Source organism: Streptococcus parasanguinis, from assembly GCF_031582885.1.
GTDB lineage: Bacteria > Bacillota > Bacilli > Lactobacillales > Streptococcaceae > Streptococcus > Streptococcus parasanguinis_M.
In genome coordinates this window covers 1582008-1600277 of record NZ_CP133988.1, presented here as the reverse complement: position 1 = coordinate 1600277, position 18270 = coordinate 1582008, and the positions used below count along the sequence as shown (strand labels likewise).

Below are 18270 nucleotides of genomic sequence, written 5' to 3'. Positions count from 1 at the left end.
TCTATCGTAAAGTCAGCGGACGGGCAAGGTTTTGCTTTTAAAACTAAAACTTGGAAAGGGTTTCAATTAATTAGTGAAATCTCTTACAGAATATGCTATACTGTAATAGAATATAAAAGGAGGTCTATGATGGTAAACCTAAAAGAACAGGTAGGAATTAAAGCGGCTGAGTTTGTCAAAGACGGCATGATTGTCGGTCTCGGTACAGGGTCAACTGCTTATTATTTTGTGGCTGAATTGGGTCGTCGCATCAAAGAAGAAGGCTTGCAGATCACAGCTGTCACAACGTCGAGTGTGACCTATGATCAGGCTGAAAGTTTAGGCATCCCGCTCAAGGCTATCGACGATGTCGAATTGGTCGATGTGACAGTGGATGGCGCAGATGAAGTGGATCCTCAATTGAACGGGATCAAAGGTGGCGGTGGTGCTCTCCTCATGGAAAAGATCGTCGCAACCAATTCGAAAGATTGCATTTGGATCGTGGATGAATCCAAACAAGTCGCAACTCTTGGGGCTTTCAAACTTCCAGTGGAAGTAGTGCAATACGGGGCTGAAAATCTTTTCCGTCACTTTGAGCAAAAAGGCTACCATCCTGCTTTCCGTCTCGCGGATGATCAACGTTTTGTAACCGACCAAGGCAACTTCATCATTGACTTGGATCTTAAGGTGATCGAGGATGCAGAAGCTCTAGCCAATGAATTGGATCATACCGTCGGGGTTGTCGAGCACGGTTTATTCTTGAACATGATTTCAAAAGTGATTGTAGGGACACCAGATGGCCCTGTCATCATAGAAAAATAGAGAGTGGGACAGAAATCGGTAATTCGTTAGAATTCGATTTCGTCGTCCCACCTCCGCACAGTTGAGTAGGGCTGTAAAAGCTGATGAAATCAGCGTAGTAGAGCCCACTCAACCACTGCGTCTTGCTCGACAATCCAAAAACAATTGAGAGGCTAGGACTTTTGTCCCAGCCTCGGATCAAACAACGGCTCTCTTCTTATAGGGATATGGTATAATATAGCTAGTTTAATAAAGGAAAGAGGCAGTATATGTCAAAATTTAAACGCATGCACTTAGTTGTGCTGGATTCAGTTGGGATCGGTGCTGCACCAGATGCCAATAACTTTGTCAATGCAGGTGTTCCAGATGGAGCATCTGATACTTTGGGCCACATCTCTAAAACTGTCGGTTTGAATGTACCAAATATGGCCAAAATCGGTCTTGGAAATATTCCTCGTGAAGTACCATTGAAGACTGTGCCAGCTGAAAGCAATCCAACTGGCTATGCGACAAAATTGCAAGAAGTCTCTCTTGGGAAAGACACCATGACTGGTCACTGGGAAATCATGGGGCTCAACATTACAGAACCGTTTGATACCTTCTGGAATGGTTTCCCTGAAGAAATTATTACAAAGATTGAAGAATTCTCAGGACGTAAGGTCATCCGTGAAGCTAACATGCCTTATTCTGGTACAGCGGTCATCGATGACTTTGGACCACGTCAAATGGAAACTGGCGAGTTGATCATTTATACATCAGCTGACCCAGTTCTTCAAATCGCAGCCCACGAAGACATCATTCCTTTGGATGAACTCTACCGTATCTGTGAATACGCTCGTTCCATCACTTTGGAACGTCCAGCTCTTCTTGGTCGAATCATTGCGCGTCCTTATGTTGGGGAACCAGGAAACTTCACACGGACAGCCAACCGTCGTGACTTGGCTGTTTCACCATTTGCGCCAACTGTTTTGGACAAGTTGAATGAAGCAGGTATCGATACTTATGCAGTTGGTAAGATCAACGACATCTTTAACGGAGCTGGTATCAACCACGATATGGGCCACAACAAATCAAATAGCCACGGTATGGATACCTTGATTAAGACCATGGGACTTCCTGAGTTCCAAGAAGGCTTCTCATTTACCAACTTGGTAGACTTTGATGCTCTTTACGGTCACCGTCGCAATGCTCACGGCTACCGCGATTGCTTGCATGAATTTGATGAACGCTTGCCAGAAATCATTGCAGGCATGCGTGAAGATGACCTCTTGATGATTACTGCAGACCACGGGAATGACCCAACCTACGCTGGTACAGACCATACGCGTGAATACATTCCATTCTTGGCTTATAGCCCATCCTTCAAGGGCAATGGTGTGATTCCAGTAGGATATTTCTCTGATATCTCTGCAACGATTGCTGAGAACTTTGGTGTTGAAAAAGCCATGATCGGTGAAAGCTTCTTAGACAAATTGAACTAAGATGACACGCTTCGCTCTCCTCGTAAGAGGGATCAATGTTGGCGGGAAAAACAAGGTCGTGATGGCAGAGTTTCGAGAGGAGCTCCAAACGATCGGGCTGGATGGGGTAGAGACCTACATCAATAGTGGCAATGTCTTCTTTGAATCTGCTGCTTCTAAAGCAGAATTGGTAGATTTGCTGGGACATTTCTTTCGTGATCACTATCCTTTTATCCAGTCTTTTTCTCTCTTTTCAGCTGAGGACTATGCGCAAGATCTCGCTGCTCTACCAACATGGTGGCAGGAGGATCTGGCCCGCAAGGATGTTCTCTTTTACACAGAAGGCCTTGATCAGGATGCTGTCTGGGAGCTGGTTTCCTCTTTTTCGCTCGGTGATGAAATCATCCATCGTGGAAGCCTTGGGATCTACTGGGGTAAATACTCGGAAGAAACCTATACTAAGACCGCTTACCACAGACAAGTCCTCAAGATGCCGGATTACCGTCTGTTGACCATTCGCAATGCCAATACATTTGACAAAATTGGCCAATTTTTAAGGAAATCATAAAGGAGATATGCAATGACATTATTAGCAAAAATCAATGAAACAGCTGCTTTTTTGAAAGGCAAAGGAATGGAAGCACCTGAGTTTGGCTTGATCCTTGGATCAGGTCTTGGAGAATTGGCTGAAGAAATCGAAAATCCAGTCGTAGTAGACTACTCTGAAATTCCAAACTGGGGTCGTTCAACGGTTGTCGGCCATGCTGGTAAATTGGTCTACGGTGATCTTGCTGGACGTAAGGTTTTGGCCCTTCAAGGACGTTTCCATTTCTACGAAGGAAACCCACTAGAAGTGGTGACTTTCCCAGTTCGTGTCATGAAAGTTTTAGGATGTGAAGGGGTTCTTGTTACCAACGCTGCTGGTGGTATCGGCTTTGGTCCTGGTACTTTGATGGCTATCACAGACCATATCAACATGACTGGTCAAAACCCATTGATCGGTGAAAACTTGGATGACTTTGGTCCACGTTTCCCAGATATGTCAAAAGCCTACACTCCAGAATATCGTGAGACTGCTCATAAAGTAGCAGACAAATTGGGTATCAAGTTGGATGATGGGGTTTATATCGGTGTGACTGGTCCAACTTATGAAACTCCAGCTGAAATCCGTGCGTTTAAGACACTTGGCGCAGATGCTGTCGGAATGTCAACCGTTCCGGAAGTCATCATTGCAGCACACTCTGGTTTGAAGGTTCTTGGTATTTCATGTATTACCAACTTTGCGGCTGGTTTCCAAGAAGAGCTCAACCACGAAGAAGTAGTGGAAGTGACAGAGCGCGTCAAAGGCGACTTCAAAGGGTTGCTAAAAGCGATTCTTGCTGAACTCTAATCCAATGAAAGTACGACTCCAAAGTCTGCCCTACGGGCTGAGGTTGCTTCTAGCCACCTTATTATTAGGGATTGGGACGGGCCTGGTCGGAATTGCCTGTCATTATCTACTAAAAGGGGTGCAAGGGCTGGCCTTTGGTCAAGATAAGTCGGATTTGCTCCAGCAATTTCAAGAAGCAGGAGGTCTCCGTAGATTTCTGGTTTTGTGTGTGACTGGGTGCTTGGCAGCTGGCTTCTGGTATGTCCTGCAAAAGCGTTATCAGATCCTGTCTATTCGCCAGCAAATTGACTTAGCTGGAGACAGGGATCCAGCGCCCTTAGCCCACCTCCTTCATGCAGGGATGCAGGTGGCAATTGTTGGAGCAGGAGCATCGGTCGGAAAAGAAGGAGCCCCACGTGAGGTCGGGGCTCTTCTAGCTGGTCGTTTGGCGAAGGGGTTCTCACTAGCTCTCAAAGAGCGAAAAGTCTTGATCGCCTGTGGGGCTGGAGCTGGTTTGGCTGCGGTCTATCAGGTCCCCTTTGCCAGTAGCTTGTTTGTCTTTGAGACCTTAGGGCTCGCCTACAGTTGGCAGAACTTTCTACTGGTTTTGACCAGTACTTATCTGGCCACCTGGGTCGCTCAGTCCATCGTTGGTCATGAGGCCATTTATCAATTGTCCGCAGTCTCATGGTCGGCTAGCAGCTTCTTACAGGCTATTGTGATTGCTTTCTTGGTCACTCCCTTGGCTCTGGTCTTTGCTTTCCTCGCCAAGCGGGCTAGTCACAAACGGCGGAAGGATGGGACGATTCTTTGGGCTCTTCCTCTAGCCTTTCTAGTGCTGGGGAGCCTAGTAGCCTTTTTCCCTATCTTTATGGGAAATGGCCAGGTACTGGCGCAAGCCCTCTTGTCTAGCCAGTCGATTCCTTATCTTCCACTGACCCTTGCAGTGAAGGGGCTTCTGGTTTACCTCCTATTGCGCAATGGTGCCTATGGAGGGACCTTGACACCATCATTTGCCTTAGGAATTGGATCTGGCTATCTAGTGACCTTGCTTTTGACAGTCCTTGGGATTCATCTGGATCCAGCTATAGGGATGTTACTAGGAGCGACCGTCTTTTTAGGGACGACCCTAGAAGCTCCTCTGACAGCCATTGCCCTGAGCCTTGGATTTACAGGCCAAGCTTGGAGTTTGACAATCCCGCTTGTACTTGCGGCTGGTCTGTCATACGTGATTCGAAAGAGATGGGAGAAGAAACGATGAAGGTACATTTTGTACTGCATGAAACCTTTGAAGTGCCGGGCGCTTATCTAAAATGGGCACAGGAGCGTGGCCATCAAGTGACCACGACTAAAGTCTATGAAAACGAAGCCCTACCAGAGACAGTGGATGAGATTGACTTCTTAATTGTGATGGGAGGACCTCAATCGCCAGATGAAGATCGAGAAGCTTTTCCATACTACGATCCTCAGGCAGAGATCGAACTGATTCAAAAGGCCATGAAGGCTGATCGTTATATTGTTGGGGTCTGTCTTGGTGCCCAGCTCTTGTCTGTTGCCTATGGAGCGAAGTATGAGCACAGTCCGGAACGTGAGATTGGGGTTTATCCAGTGACCTTGACGTCTGAAGGACTCAAAGATCCGCATGTCGGTGAGTTTGGAGAAACTCTTGAAACCGGTCACTGGCATGGTGATATGCCAGGATTGACAGAGGATGCTGTCGTTCTTGCGACTAGTCAAGGGTGTCCGCGTCAGATTATTCGCTTTAGTCCTAAACATTATGCCTTCCAAGCCCACTTGGAATTTGATCCAGAAGCAGTTGATCTCTTGATTGCTGCTGACGGTGAAGCTGTTTTGGAAGAACAAAGTCAAAAATTGACCTTTGTTCAAAACCCTCAAGCCATTCGTGCTTACGATTATCGAGAAATGAATGCCAAACTCTATGCGTTTTTGGATTCATTAACAAAATAAATAAAAAAGAAAGGTAGAGCATGTGTTCTAATTTGAACACGAGCGGAAAGCTCTCCTAATTACTCAATAAAAAAAGAAAGGATGGGTTTACCGTATTCGCTGAACTGAATACGGGCGGAGAACTGTGTAAAAAAGATAAACTGTCTAGCATCTGCGATGCGTCGTCAGTTTCCTATTTTTACTTTGCCTCTTTAATGCCTATTCTAAAAAATAAAAAAGAAAGGTAGAGCATGTGTTCTAATTTGAACACGAGCGGAAAGCTCGGAAAATAAATAATCTGACTGAGAAATCAGGATTTCTCGTCAGATTCCTAATTTTCAGTCGCTTTCTGGTCGCTCTTTGTATCATAAACTATGTCTATCCATATTGCTGCTAAGCAGGGTGAAATTGCTGATAAAATTCTTCTTCCTGGGGATCCTCTTCGTGCGAAATTTATTGCTGAGAATTTCCTTGAAGACGCTGTCTGCTTCAACGAAGTCCGTAACATGTTTGGTTACACCGGTACCTACAAGGGTCACCGTGTATCTGTCATGGGGACTGGAATGGGGATGCCATCCATCTCTATCTATGCGCGTGAGTTGATCGTGGACTATGGCGTGAAGAAATTGATCCGTGTGGGAACGGCTGGTTCTTTGAACGAGGATGTGCATGTTCGTGAATTGGTCTTGGCACAAGCTGCCGCAACCAACTCAAACATCATCCGCAACGACTGGCCTCAATACGATTTCCCTCAAATCGCTAGCTTTGATCTTTTAGACAAGGCTTACCACATTGCCAAAGACCTTGGTATGACGACTCACGTCGGCAATGTCTTGTCATCAGATGTCTTCTATTCAAACTATGGTGAAAAGAACATCGAACTTGGTAAGTGGGGAGTGAAGGCTGTTGAAATGGAAGCAGCAGCCCTTTACTATCTTGCTGCTCAACACCATGTGGATGCCCTTGCCATTATGACCATTTCTGATAGCTTGGTCAATCCTGATGAGGACACAACCGCTGAAGAACGTCAAAACACTTTCACAGACATGATGAAAGTTGGTCTTGAGACCTTGATTGCAGACTAATGGCAAAATTCTTTCATGATGAATGGCTCTACGACCTCCAAAATTATCACTACAGCCGGGCTCTGCGCTCTATCAAGCAGCAGGAAGAAGTACCGGATTTGTTGGTAAGTTTACTGCAGTTAATGGCTGAGCGTCGAGAACTCAATATCCAACCTGTCATGAATCAAAAGTTGAGAACCGAGTTGCTAGAAGCGACTGGTTTTCAGCTCTTTTGGCATGAGGATCCAGAAGATGAGCAGTTGGCCAACTACCTTTATGACTTAGAGGCGAAGTTGCGAAATGAGCAGATTATTGACTTTGTTCGTGCCGTTAGCCCAGCCATCTATCGGATCTTTATGCGATTGATTCAGTTGAAAATTCCTGATATTACCAACTATATCCATAATTCCAAAGAATCGAGTTATGACCGTTGGAAGTTTGAGAGCCTGCATGCGTCTGACAACCCTATCCTGCAACAATTCCACAGCGAAAGTGTGGTCAATTCATCCAGTTTGACGGAGTTGATTGTGCAGTTGGACTTGCCAGATAGCGTCAAAGTTGCGGCCCAACAATTGCGGGAGTTAGAAAAATCAGTTCGCAACCCCTTAGCCCATTTGATTAAGCCCTTTGATGAGGAAGAGCTCCACCGGACGACGGGTTTTTCTTCTCAGGATTTTATGAAGAATTTGATTGACCTTGCAAGCTACACAGGCATCCATTATGATCAAGCTAACTTTTATTTTGATCAGGCCAATGCTGTCATGGAAGAGCTACTAAAGGAGAAGTAGATGGATAAGATTGCTCAACTACAGGAGATGATTGATCAGAGTCAACGGATCGTGTTTTTCGGAGGGGCAGGAGTTTCCACGGAGTCAAATATTCCAGATTTTCGAAGCTCAGATGGGGTCTATAGTGTTCAGGTGGGACGGCATTTGACAGCTGAGCAACTGGTCTCCCACACCATGTTTGAGCGCTATCCAGAGGACTTTTTCGACTTTTATAAGAAGTACTTGCTCTACCCAGATGCCAAGCCCAATACAGCCCATCGGTATCTGGCTCGGCTTGAAGAGACCGGTAAGCTCAAGGCAGTGGTGACACAAAATATCGATAGTCTCCATGAAATGGCTGGTTCTAAAAAAGTTTTGAAGCTCCATGGCAGTGCCGACTGCAATTACTGTACGGGTTGCCAGCGATTTTATGATTTGGAGGCCTTTCTAGCTTTGGAAGGCCCGGTTCCACACTGTCTGGACTGCAGCAAGGTGGTCAAGCCTGATGTGACGCTTTACGAGGAACCTCTCGATATGGACGTCTTTAGCCAAGCAGCCCAAGCCATCCAAGAGGCTGATTTGCTGATTATCGGTGGTACCTCTCTTGTGGTCTACCCAGCAGCTAGCTTGATCCAGTATTTCCGAGGGAAGAAGCTGGTTGTCATCAATAAAACCAGTATCCCACAAGACAAGCAAGCAGACCTGGTCATCGAAGGAAAAATTGGCCAAGTATTTTCACAATTAAGACAATAAAAAGAGAGTGGGACAGAAATCGGTCATTCGTTAGAATTCGATTTCGTCGTCCCACCTCCGCACAGTTGAGTAGGGCTGTAAAAGCTGATGAAATCAGCGTAGTAGAGCCCACTCAACCACTGCGTCTTGCTCGACAATCCAAAAATAATTGAGAGGCTAGGACTTTTGTCCCAGCCTCCTTTTTTATTTATCAAACTTCACTTCCTCAAGCAAGTACTCGATGAATTTTTCTCCCATTTTTGAGAGGGCTGTTTTTTCATGTTTGATGTAGACCAGCTCGATCGGGTCTTCGATATCAAGGGGAATGGAGACGATGTTATCTCCGTTGAGATTGCTGTTGAGAATCCCGGTCGCAATGGTGTAGCCATCCAGACCAATCAAGAGATTAAAGAGGGTCGCCCGGTCACTGACGACGATGGATTTCTTATGATGCTCTTGAGAGAGAATCTCTTCTGAGAAGTAGAAGGAGTTGTGGGTCCCTTGGTCATAGCTAAGGTATGGGAAATCTTCCAGATCTGACAAGTGGACGATCTCCTTCTTGGCAAGAGGATTGGTCTTGCTGACAAAGATATGAGGTTGCGCAGTAAAGAGGTGGGTGGCAATCAGGTGATTATCATCCAGCATCTTAGAGAGGACATCCCGGTTGTAGCTATTTAAAAAGAGTACGCCAACCTCGCTTCGGAAATTCTTGACGTCATCGATGATCTCCCAAGTCCGCGTCTCCCGTAGGAAGAGCTCGTATTTTTCCATGTCGCTTTTCTTCAATAGTGAAACGAAGGCCTCAACCACGAAGGCATAGTGCTGTGAAGAGACGCTGAAAAGCTCACGAGAACCCACAGGATTTTTATAGCGCTCGGACAAGAGGTCGATCTGCTCCACCACCTGGCGGGCATAAGAGAGAAACTCCATCCCATCGCGGGTCAAAGTGATCCCTTTAGGATTTCGGATAAAGATTTCAATCCCCATCTCATTTTCCAAGTCCTTAACGGCATTGGAAAGGCTAGGTTGCGTGATGAAGAGTTGTTTTGCGGCCTCATTCATAGAGCCGGTTTCGACGATTTTGATAATGTATTGTAATTGTTGTATTCTCATGCTTTTATTTTAACATAAAAAAGCGCGTTTTTCCCGTAAAATGTGGTTTTTCAAGGACTGTATCAGAGAATAACGCAGGCTGAGGGAGGTAATAGAAATTAGGCTAGATCAAATAGTTAAAAAATAGAAGATTGGAAACAAAATCTACATCTGGGGACTGATTTTGATGGAGAAATACAGTTTTGCCTTGCTCAAGGAGAGATTTGATTGATAGAATGGTAAAAAAAGGATTGAGGAGATCTTATGAAAAAACTCGTTTCCTGGTATAAGAAAAAGGATAAGGAATTGGAAACCCATTTTACAGCCGGTCTGTTACAGATCAATTTTGTGACCAATGCTTTGATTCTATTGGCCTTTTACATCTATTTTGTCATTAGTCAGTCGTTCTACGCAATATCGGATCCATTCATTCAATTTAGTGTTTGGGAGATCATTGCCTTCACCATGGAGATCTTGCCCTATGGTGTGACCTTAGCCCTTTTTGTACCCAATATTTTTGTCATCATCTATGGGATCGGGCGGTGGTCCAGCATCCAGTTTAAGGAAGCAGAGGAAGAAGCTCTCAAAGATCCGGATCTGTTTGAAGAGAGAGGACCAGAGAAGGGAGAAGAAGACGCATTCACAACTGAATCACCGAGTCCTGAGCCTGTCAAAAAGAAAAAGAAACAGCCAACAATCGTTCTTTGGTTTGGTCTCTTTGGTTGCTTTCTAGAAGCGATTTTCATTTTCATCGTGAAAGAGATGACCTTTTACGATTGGAGTGAACCCCTGGTTAATTCGCAGAAGCACGCCCTGATCTGGTCTGGCGCATATCCAACCTTCTTCACCTTTGCTGCTCTCACCTTGCTAGCCTTGATCACCTATACCTATCGGGATGCGAATTCCCTCTCTCCATTAGCTAATATCTTCTGTATTAGTGGCATTCTGGGGGGAGTGGTTCTCTTATTAGTTTTTGATAATCAGCTGCAGGTAGCAAGTTTTCACACCTTTTTCTTACTGATCTATTCCATAAATCTCTTATGGGTTCGTATCAAGGAGTGGCAAGAAGATCGAACAGAGATCACCTATGAGAATCGTCTGCTTCAGTATTTCCATCAGCTCTTAAACAAGTCACGTAACTGGCCTTGGCTAGCGGTTCTGCTTGCCCTTCCGACGCTGGCTCTCGTCGTCCTCATTCTCATGCTCTTTGGGCAACAACCAGATTCCATGATCAAGGCCTGGACCAATACAGCAGACTGGGCCTTCTCGCAAAAGATCCCTCCTCAGAATCTCATCATTGATGAGCATTATCTCTGTACGGTTGCGGCTGGTGGCCATAAAAAGGTAGTCAAGCCCCAGCGGATGGGAGTCCGGCATGGTCATCCTGTTGTGGTTAATCGCCAACTCTGTATCGCCAATGCCTTTGAACAGGTGCTAGAAGAAAAGACGCCACGTTTCCATCGCTTCTTACGTCGCAATTATGACCGCTATGGCTATCCTTTTGCTAAACATATCAAGAAGAAGTGGGCTATGGACCTGATTTACTACCTAATGAAACCCTTGGAATGGGTCTTCTTATTGGTTCTTTACTTGGTTGATCGCAAGCCTGAGAACCGAATCGCCATGCAATACATCAAACCGATCCCAGAAGATTTTGATCCCAAGAAATCTTCTTAAGTCACCGATTTCTACTTGACAAGCGACCAGTAGCGCGATATAATGAGAAAAATTTAAACCTTTAAGGGGTCCAGAGAGGCCTGCAAGGAAAGACAGAAAAAAGATCAGCGGACCGAGTCTAGCTGATCATTTGTAGGACCTTGCTTTTGCGAGGTCTTTTTGCTGGAAGAAAGAAGAGGAAACCAATGGTCAGTGACAGCTGTAAGAAACGGTTTGGAAAAATCATGATGGAAGACATGGAGTTAATCGCTCAAGAAGAGATTGCGCCACGGATTTTTTCGATGGTATTGAAGGGGGAAATGGTGGAACAGATGGTTCCAGGTCAATTCCTTCATATCCGCGTACCGGATGGGGCAAAGCTCCTTCGCCGTCCCATTTCTATCTCAGAGATTGATCCAGACAGCCAGACCTGTCGCCTCATCTATCGGGTAGAAGGAGGCGGAACGGCCATCTTTTCTCACTTGCCTGTCGGTAGCTTCCTCAGTGTCATGGGCCCACAAGGAAATGGCTTTGACCTAAAAGGTCTTGGTCAAGGGGCGCGTGCTTTGATCATCGGTGGCGGGATTGGAGTGCCTCCCTTGGTCCAAGTTGCTAAACAACTACATGAGCAAGGAGTGGAAGTTGAAGTGGTTGTCGGTTTTGCGACCAAAGAAGCCGTCATTTTGGAAGAAGAGCTTTCTCAGGTAGCTAATGTTACTGTGACAACTGACGATGGATCTTATGGCACAAAGGGATATGTCTCCACCATCGTTGACCAGATGGACCAGGAGTTTGATGCCATCTATTCCTGTGGAGCACCTGGCATGCTCAAATACGTCAACAGCAAGTTCTATGACCACCCTCGTGCCTACATTTCCATGGAATCGCGTATGGGTTGTGGGATGGGGGCTTGCTATGCCTGTGTGGTTCATCTGGAAAATGCAAGCCAAGCAGCCAATAAGCGCGTGTGCGAAGACGGACCGGTCTTTGAAACCGGTACGATTGTGATGTAGGAGGACCGTATGACAGCAAATCGACTAGCCGTATCCTTACCCGGTTTAGACTTAAAAAATCCTATTATTCCAGCTTCTGGCTGTTTTGGGTTTGGCCAAGAATACGCTAAATACTATGATTTAGATCTTCTTGGATCCATTATGATCAAGGCGACGACAGCTGAGGCTCGCTTTGGAAATCCGACACCACGTGTTGCTGAGACTCCTGCAGGCATGCTTAATGCCATTGGTCTCCAAAATCCAGGCGTAGAAGTTGTCCTAGCAGAGAAACTCCCTTGGTTGGCCCAGCATTATCCAGATTTACCGATTATCGCCAACGTAGCTGGTTTCTCCAATGAAGAGTATGCGACGGTTTCTAGAAAAATCTCGCAAGCACCAAATGTCACAGCTATTGAACTTAACATCTCCTGTCCCAATGTGGACCATGGCAATAATGGTCTCTTAATCGGTCAGGTTCCTGAGTTAGCCTATGCAGCTGTCAAAGCAGCAGTGGAAGCTTCCTCCGTTCCTGTCTATGTCAAATTAACGCCAAGTGTGGCAGACATTACCCAGGTCGCAAAAGCAGCAGAAGACGCAGGGGCCGCCGGCTTAACCATGATCAATACCTTGGTCGGGATGCGATTCGATCTCAAGACTGGCAAACCAATTATTGCCAATGGTACAGGAGGGATGTCAGGTCCAGCGGTCTTCCCAGTAGCCTTGAAACTCATTCGACAAGTAGCCCAATCCACTAAACTTCCGATTATTGGCATGGGGGGCGTAGATTCAGCGGAAGCAGCGATTGAAATGATGATTGCTGGTGCCTCTGCGATTGGAGTCGGTACTGCCAATTTCACCGATCCTTATGCTTGTCCAACGATCATCGAAGACCTGCCACAGGTCATGGATCGATATGGCATTGACACGCTTGAGAATTTTCGGAAACATGTACGGGAAAATCTACTGTAAATCCTTGACTTTTCCCAAATATCGTACTACAATAAATAAAAACCTTTAAAGCAGTCCAGAGAGGCTCCTAAGGTCTAGACGGTGAATCATGGTAGTTTTTCCTACCTAATTTTCGTGTAACCTTGCCTCGAGCAAGGTTTTTTTGTGGAAAAAATGTCACCCATCAAAAGGAGAAAACCATGCGTGAAGAACGTCCTATTATTGCCCTTGACTTCCCAGCTTTCGAGGATGTCAAACACTTTTTAGAGCATTTTCCAGAAGATGAAAAACTATTTGTAAAAATCGGTATGGAATTTTTCTATGCAGTTGGTCCTGAAATTGTACACTACCTCAAAGGGCTTGGACACAGTATCTTCCTTGATTTAAAATTACACGATATCCCAAATACAGTCAAATCAGCTATGTCTGTATTGGGTACTTTCGGAGTGGATATGGTGACGGTTCACGCAGCCGGTGGTGTAGAGATGATGCGCGAAGCCAAAGCAGCTCTTGGTGAAGGAGCTAAGTTGGTAGCCGTAACCCAGTTGACTTCGACCAGTGAAGAAGACATGCGTGATTGCCAAAACATCCAAACAACGGTCCAAGAATCAGTCGTTAATTATGCTCGCAAGGCTCAAGAAGCTGGCTTGGACGGCGTGGTCTGCTCAGCCCATGAAGTAGCCTTGATCAAAGATGCCACTTCATCAGACTTTGTCTGTGTCACACCAGGGATTCGTCCTGCAGGAGCTGAAATCGGCGACCAAAAACGGGTTATGACGCCACAAGAAGCCCATAAAATTGGATCGGATTATATTGTTGTTGGACGCCCCATTATTCAAGCAGAAAACCCATGGGACGCTTACCATGAAATTAAGAGACAGTGGAATGCGTAAGAGCTACTAAAAGTGGAACTTTTGTAGCTCTACGGGAAGTCCTATAGGACCTTCCCTAACGCATTCACTAGATTTAGAGGATAAAAATAATCGTTTTATCCTCTAAATCGTCGGAATACCAATCGCTACTAAAAGTGGAACTTTTGTAGTTCGAAAGTCCGATGGGACCTACTCTAACTTACTCACTAACCTGTAAAATTGTTTTTTAAATCTATTTTGGATTTAATTCGTATATGATTAAAATCGTAAAAAGGAGTTATCATGTCATTAGCTAAAGATATTGCCAGCCATCTTCTAAAAATTGAAGCCGTTTATTTGAAACCAGAAGAACCTTTTACTTGGGCTTCAGGGATCAAGTCCCCTATTTATACGGATAACCGCGTGACCCTTGCTTATCCAGAAACTCGTACCTTGATTGAGAATGGATTCGTGGACAAAATCAAGGAAGCTTTCCCTGAAGTAGAAGTCATTGCGGGGACAGCAACTGCGGGGATTCCTCATGGAGCCATTATTGCGGACAAAATGAACCTTCCTTTTGCTTACATCCGTAGCAAACCAAAAGACCACGGTGCTGGAAACCAAATCGAAGGCCGTGTACCACAAGGTCAAAAGATGGTGGTAGTGGAAGATTTGATTTCTACTGGTGGTTCTGTTTTGGATGCTGTTGCAGCTGCGAAACGTGAAGGAGCAGACGTACTTGGTGTGGTGGCGATCTTTACTTACCAATTGGAAAAAGCTGATAAGAAATTTGCGGAAGCTGGTGTTCAACTCGAAACCTTGTCAAACTACACAGAATTGATTCATTTGGCTGAAGAACAAGGTTATATTACCTCTGAAGGCTTAGATTTGTTACGCCGTTTTAAGGAAAACCAAGAAACTTGGCAAGACAAATAATATAACTGAAGCGTTTCTAACGCTTCTTTTTTATACACTTTTCACTAGTTGGTGGTTAACTTGAAACCCAAAGTAAAATCCTGTATGATAGTAGTAATTGTTTTTATTAGAGGAAGATAAAAACTAATTTAAGGGAGAAAGAATGACAAAAGAACATTATTTGCAATTGAAAAAGGAATTTAAAATTAGATTTACAATTAATGTCGTCCTAGCTATAATCGCTAGTGTATTTTATATTAAGATATTACTCAGCAACTCTCGTGAAGTTCCATATTTTATAATTTGTATTGGTACTCTCATCTTAACCAATCAGTCATTGATTGCACCTGCCTTTTATAAGAAAAAAGCAGCTGAGGAGGAACATCCAGAATGGAAGAATTTATCAACAAAGGGAGTAGAAATTCCTCAGGAAGAAATTCAAAAACGAAATGGGATATCGATCCTAGCTTTCATTATTGTAATTGTTGGATTCTTCATGTTATACCGACCAGCTCCAAAAACGGATGCAGGAACTGAAGTAATCAAAACCGATCGCGAGATTCAGACTGTTCCAGATAGTTCAACAGACAAAGAATCTAGCACGGTCTCTGATTTAACTCCTCAGGATGTTCAAACCTTACAAGAATTGAAGGAAGAGATCGAATCCAATGCCCCATCAGATTCAAACTCATTAGATATCAACAAAGCAAAAGACCTTGCTGAAAAGGCACAGCAACAGAATTGGTTGAAAAGAGGGGAGTAAGAATTTTTATTGATAGTAGAAGCATATAGTTTATATGAAGGAGTAGAGAGAAATCAATGACAGCAACAGTGTTCTGGCTTAGTTTGGGTATTCTGACCCTTGTTTTTCTTATCATTCTGCTCATCTTTTACACCTTGTATCGTCGTGAAATAAAAGTGAAAACAGAATCAACCGCAAAAGTTATGGGAGAAGTCGTTGCTTTTGATTCTAAAAATCAATTCCTTATATCCTTGCCTGTGGTGGAATATCAAGTCGGCAGCGAAAGCTACCGAAAGACATTCACTTATGCTTATTTTAGGGAGACTTCTTCTAAGTCAAGACAAACAAATGTTTTCGATAGAACCTATATTCTTGGAGCAGGTAAAAATCTGGATTTGCGGATGATATTCCCAATCGGGTCTCCCATGACTGTCTTTTATAATCCAAACGAGCCACAAATTGGTTTTGTCGAACGCTATGCCGACTTAGTCGGTTTTTATAAAATTGGAATGATTTTAACGACTGGGATTTATCTTGGGCTAGTCTGCATACTAGCTTTGTTATGTTGAATTGTTTGGACCTATCTAAAATAAAAAAGCACATTCAACTCTATATATTTGATTGAATGAGAGGATTTTCAATGATCAAAAAAGGTCAATGTTTTAATATCAGTTTGAATGGGAAAAGGCCTCTATGGGGATTCTTTTTGTTGGTGACCGATCAGGGAGAAGAATTGATCATCAAACGCAATAGTAAGATCCCTTTTGACAGATACCGTAAAGTGTATCAGACTAACTATTCATTTAAAGATAAAGTCTTTACAAAGAAAGCTCCAAACAATCTTTCGGCCGTCATTGGTGTTCCACTAGGTTTGTTATTAGCAAGAACATTTAGAAAGATCCTTCCCATGGACCTTTTCTTTGGAAAACCGAATCTTGATTTGGATGTTAGAGAAGGAGTGGTGAACGTTCTGATATTTCTTCTTGCTGTCATCGTCACTTTATGGTTGGTCACTATTGCCAGATATGTACAGTTGAAACGCTTTGTTGAAAAAAATGGAGCAGAACTCGTATTAGTTGGTCAGATAAAACCAGTAGATTATCTTCAAAAAACGTCAAATGGAACCGAGGTGTGGTGAATGCGAAAAATGAGAAAACGACAGTTGTTTGCTCTTGTTTGTTTAAGTGCTCTACTCCTGTTTTTTGCGTATTTTGTACAAATGCGATTGTTTTTGGCCTTGATTTTATGTTTAATTGTGATCTTATTTTTTAGAGGACTCGAATTCACAGAGCCTCGGGAAATAGAGTTTGATTTCAAGGAAGATCGTAAATAACAAAGATAATTCCTCAACCTAAATGATTTCGTATCAGCCCAAAACAGCAGAAATGCTGTTTTTTTGATATAATGGACCTATGTTATCGAAAAGTAAACGTATTCTATTTGGGATGCTTCATGTTGTCATGTTGCTAGTGATGGTCCACTGGTTCTTGATCAGTGTGACCTATCTGAGAGAGATTTCATGGTTAGCCATTTTAGGTGTTGGATTGCTATTTCTGCTAGCCTGGTTGAAACGCAACGGGGTAAAAAGAGCCATTGCTTGGTTGACCCGTCATAAAACAGGCTTCTTACTTGGCGCGATCATCTGTCAGTTAATCTTTATGATTTGTGCAGAGCTTTTGATCCGTCGGGATGCTGCGGTTGTTTTTAAGGGAGCTTTTGATCTTCTTAAGCAATCTTCCATCACCAACTACCTCAGTCGCAATCCCAATAATATTCCGCTCTTCCTTTACGAGAAGTTTTTCTATGCCTTATTTGGCACTAGCGGTCTGTGGGTCATGCAGGCTCTCAATATCCTCTATGTCAATCTGGGAGCAGTCCTCTTGTACAAGCTGTCCCAGAAGCATTTCAATCAAAAAACGGCTGATCTAGTCTATCTCTTTTATGTCAGTTTGATCTGTTACTCGCCTTATTTCTATTCCATGTATACGGACATTCCTCCGCTTCCTTTGATCGCTCTTCAATTGTGGTGGGCCTTGGATCTCTTGAAGGAAGACCAAGAAGGGACCTCCTGGAAGAAGATGTTTGCTTTAGGGATTTTATCTGGCGTGACCATGTTGATCCGTCCAACGACGATTATTATCATGATTGCCTTTTGGGCTGTCCTCTTCTTTAGAGGAAACTGGAAGTCCTTTGGCAAGATTGCTACGGTGACAGTGATGATGACGGGCTTTGTCTTTGCAGGATTGAATACAGCGGTCAATCATCAAACAGTTGTACCAATTTTGAAACAAGAAGGTTTGGCTAAAGGACCACTCTTGTTTATCAATCTAGGCTTGACGGATATGGGGCATAACCAAGAAGATATGAAAGAGGGCTTGCTAGCTTATATCGATGAGGACAAGCGCTCAGACTACAACAATGGTCTCTTTAAGAAAGAAAATATAATTAAAGAAATCAAACGCCGCCTCAAGGAGTACGGACCTTTCGGTTTGATTGGGCACCTCTATTACAAGCAATCTTTGACGGTAGCAGAAGGGACCCTAGGTTGGCTTTACCGAGATGTAGAGTATGAGAAGACACCTTATATTAATCCTCTCTATGCGCCGCTGACTAAAAACAATGGTCTGGCCAAATGGGTGCGAACCTATTTCCTCAGCACGGATCGCCCACAGTACAAGTATTATGAATTTGTGAAACAGTTGATCTGGATCGTCTTGTCAGCTGGCTTGGTTGGGGCTTATCTCAAACGTCGAGATACAGATGCCTTCAATTTCCTTTCCTTAGCGGTCTTTGGTGGTTTGCTCTTCTTAACCATCTTTGAAGGTGGGAAGACCCGCTACCTCATCCAATTCTTGCCGCAAATTTTGCTAGTGGCTTCGATCGGTCTAGCAGGATTCATTAAGAAAGAAAATACATAAAAACTCTCGCTTGTTTAACAGGCAGAACCAGAGGTTG

At 44.1% G+C, this 18270-nt stretch carries 19 protein-coding genes; 18 read left to right on the top strand and 1 reads right to left on the bottom strand.

The genetic code is table 11. The features are described 5' to 3' along the window. The first annotated feature begins 129 nt into the window (after positions 1 to 129). From rpiA to RDV49_RS07560, 9 genes are all read left to right on the top strand, one after another. Positions 130 to 801 carry a ribose-5-phosphate isomerase RpiA gene (rpiA, locus tag RDV49_RS07600; protein WP_037607862.1) on the top strand — a complete coding sequence of 224 codons (672 nt, stop codon included), beginning with the start codon at positions 130 to 132 and terminating at the stop codon, positions 799 to 801. A gap of 248 nt (positions 802 to 1049) precedes the next feature. Beyond that, positions 1050 to 2261, top strand: a complete 1212-nt coding sequence (locus tag RDV49_RS07595) for a phosphopentomutase (RefSeq protein WP_003007085.1) — start codon at positions 1050 to 1052, stop codon at positions 2259 to 2261. 1 nt (position 2262) lies between these two features. After that, the gene (locus RDV49_RS07590; protein ID WP_003007087.1) at positions 2263 to 2808 is read left to right on the top strand and encodes a DUF1697 domain-containing protein; all 546 of its coding nucleotides are present in this window, start codon (positions 2263 to 2265) and stop codon (positions 2806 to 2808) included. 12 nt (positions 2809 to 2820) lie between these two features. Beyond that, entirely contained in the window at positions 2821 to 3630 is an 810-nt protein-coding gene (locus RDV49_RS07585) for a purine-nucleoside phosphorylase (RefSeq protein ID WP_003007090.1), read from the top strand. Between the two features lie 4 nt (positions 3631 to 3634). After that, a complete protein-coding gene (locus RDV49_RS07580; protein ID WP_003007092.1) occupies positions 3635 to 4870 on the top strand; it encodes a chloride channel protein in 1236 nt (411 codons plus the stop codon). Then, entirely contained in the window at positions 4867 to 5577 is a 711-nt protein-coding gene (locus RDV49_RS07575) for a type 1 glutamine amidotransferase (protein ID WP_037608362.1), read from the top strand. Before RDV49_RS07580 ends, RDV49_RS07575 begins: the two co-directional genes overlap by 4 nt. A 353-nt stretch (positions 5578 to 5930) precedes the next feature. Then, the gene (gene deoD, locus RDV49_RS07570) at positions 5931 to 6641 is read left to right on the top strand and encodes a purine-nucleoside phosphorylase (RefSeq protein WP_003007097.1); all 711 of its coding nucleotides are present in this window, start codon (positions 5931 to 5933) and stop codon (positions 6639 to 6641) included. Further along, positions 6641 to 7408, top strand: a complete 768-nt coding sequence (locus tag RDV49_RS07565; protein WP_003007099.1) for a Gbs1250 family HEPN protein — start codon at positions 6641 to 6643, stop codon at positions 7406 to 7408. Before deoD ends, RDV49_RS07565 begins: the two co-directional genes overlap by 1 nt. Continuing rightward, on the top strand, positions 7409 to 8140 hold the full coding sequence (locus tag RDV49_RS07560) for an NAD-dependent protein deacylase (protein ID WP_003007100.1): 732 nt from the start codon (positions 7409 to 7411) through the stop codon (positions 8138 to 8140). Between the two features lie 183 nt (positions 8141 to 8323). On the opposite strand, the gene RDV49_RS07555 is transcribed toward RDV49_RS07560, so the two are convergent. After that, on the bottom strand, positions 8324 to 9232 hold the full coding sequence (locus RDV49_RS07555) for a LysR family transcriptional regulator (protein ID WP_003007102.1): 909 nt from the start codon (positions 9230 to 9232) through the stop codon (positions 8324 to 8326). A gap of 243 nt (positions 9233 to 9475) precedes the next feature. Here RDV49_RS07555 and RDV49_RS07550 point away from each other — a divergent pair, with 243 nt between their 5' ends. From RDV49_RS07550 to RDV49_RS07510, 9 genes are all read left to right on the top strand, one after another. Beyond that, a complete protein-coding gene (locus tag RDV49_RS07550) occupies positions 9476 to 10888 on the top strand; it encodes a DUF6688 domain-containing protein (RefSeq protein ID WP_003007104.1) in 1413 nt (470 codons plus the stop codon). Between the two features lie 185 nt (positions 10889 to 11073). After that, entirely contained in the window at positions 11074 to 11880 is an 807-nt protein-coding gene (locus RDV49_RS07545; protein WP_003007106.1) for a dihydroorotate dehydrogenase electron transfer subunit, read from the top strand. 9 nt (positions 11881 to 11889) lie between these two features. Continuing rightward, entirely contained in the window at positions 11890 to 12828 is a 939-nt protein-coding gene (locus RDV49_RS07540) for a dihydroorotate dehydrogenase (protein WP_003007109.1), read from the top strand. A 179-nt stretch (positions 12829 to 13007) separates the two neighbouring features. After that, a complete protein-coding gene (gene pyrF / locus RDV49_RS07535; protein WP_003003278.1) occupies positions 13008 to 13700 on the top strand; it encodes an orotidine-5'-phosphate decarboxylase in 693 nt (230 codons plus the stop codon). A gap of 261 nt (positions 13701 to 13961) precedes the next feature. Beyond that, positions 13962 to 14594: an orotate phosphoribosyltransferase gene (gene pyrE / locus RDV49_RS07530; RefSeq protein ID WP_003007111.1), complete on the top strand. Its 633-nt coding sequence runs from the start codon at positions 13962 to 13964 to the stop codon at positions 14592 to 14594. 142 nt (positions 14595 to 14736) lie between these two features. Further along, positions 14737 to 15336 carry a hypothetical protein gene (locus RDV49_RS07525; RefSeq protein ID WP_003007112.1) on the top strand — a complete coding sequence of 200 codons (600 nt, stop codon included), beginning with the start codon at positions 14737 to 14739 and terminating at the stop codon, positions 15334 to 15336. Positions 15337 to 15392: 56 nt separating this feature from the next. Next, entirely contained in the window at positions 15393 to 15884 is a 492-nt protein-coding gene (locus RDV49_RS07520; protein ID WP_003007114.1) for a DUF3592 domain-containing protein, read from the top strand. 71 nt (positions 15885 to 15955) lie between these two features. After that, positions 15956 to 16453, top strand: a complete 498-nt coding sequence (locus tag RDV49_RS07515) for a hypothetical protein (protein ID WP_155106215.1) — start codon at positions 15956 to 15958, stop codon at positions 16451 to 16453. A 274-nt stretch (positions 16454 to 16727) separates the two neighbouring features. Beyond that, a complete protein-coding gene (locus RDV49_RS07510) occupies positions 16728 to 18233 on the top strand; it encodes a glycosyltransferase-like membrane protein (RefSeq protein ID WP_003007120.1) in 1506 nt (501 codons plus the stop codon). Positions 18234 to 18270 lie beyond the last annotated feature (37 nt).